Source organism: Desulfocicer niacini (assembly GCF_054657595.1).
Map to the genome: position 1 here is coordinate 1 of NZ_BAAHYK010000151.1, position 889 is coordinate 889.

An 889-nucleotide genomic window follows, 5' to 3' on the forward strand; every position below is an offset into this window, starting at 1 on the left:
TAAGGATTTTTTTGATTTTTTAGATATGCAAGAGGATATAGGCTTAAAAAAAATTGCAGAGTTACGCACAAATGCCAACAAAGCTAATTCAGCCGACGCAAAAAGCCGCGCGGCTGATTAGCAACGTTACATTAAGCCTAGCGGCGGACATGGCAGTTTTATAAATCGATGAAGAAAATTCAAAACGCCCTTAAAACAAAGGATTTCAAAAGGCAATGAGGATAACTTTACCGGAGAACGGGGGGAGCCTGCGCGCAAGAATTTCGCCAGTCATGTCATTTGCAAAGAGACGCAAATGTCACGCATGCCATAATTCTTGCAGATTGGCTCCCCCCTTATCTCCTCTGGTTTCCCTCCGATAAACGATGAAAATACACGACTGCCATACACCACTTCCGGATAAACCGGTATCAAGCCCTACTGTCGGAGATATCTTCAGGAAACACGGAGAGTCGTTCCGATCAGAACACCGGCTTCATCCCAGGCAGCACAAGGTCATGTACGACATTGAATACTGCCGGTGCGGCGAGTTCGGTGCCCACTGGAAGATTTGCGACACCTGCGGCCACCTGGAGAAAGGATACAACTCCTGTAGGAACCGCCATTGTCCCGGCTGCAATAATATTGCCCGGAAGAAATGGGTGGAAGCACGGCTCAACGACCTCTTGCCGGTACCCTACCACCATTGTGTCTTTACTCTGCCCCATGAGATGAGGCTGCACAGTTTTACCGTGAGCTTCCCGGTAGGCTAAGTAAGTTCAATCTTGAGGTGGCACCGGAGAAAACCGGAATGATTCGGTTTAATCGTTTTCATCCCGGCATGAAGGTACGAATAAGCTTCTTAGGCTTTGAAATCTTCTGGGAAAAAGACAGAACCGGTACCGTTAAA

General features: G+C 47.6%; 1 protein-coding gene. It reads left to right on the plus strand.

Features of this window, described 5'->3' with window-relative positions; translation table 11 throughout:
* Positions 1-365 precede the first annotated feature (365 nt).
* Positions 366-752 (plus strand): transposase zinc-binding domain-containing protein, encoded by a 387-nt coding sequence (locus ACYQ2M_RS25135; protein ID WP_459919149.1) that lies wholly within the window; start codon positions 366-368, stop codon positions 750-752.
* The last annotated feature ends 137 nt before the right edge of the window (positions 753-889 follow it).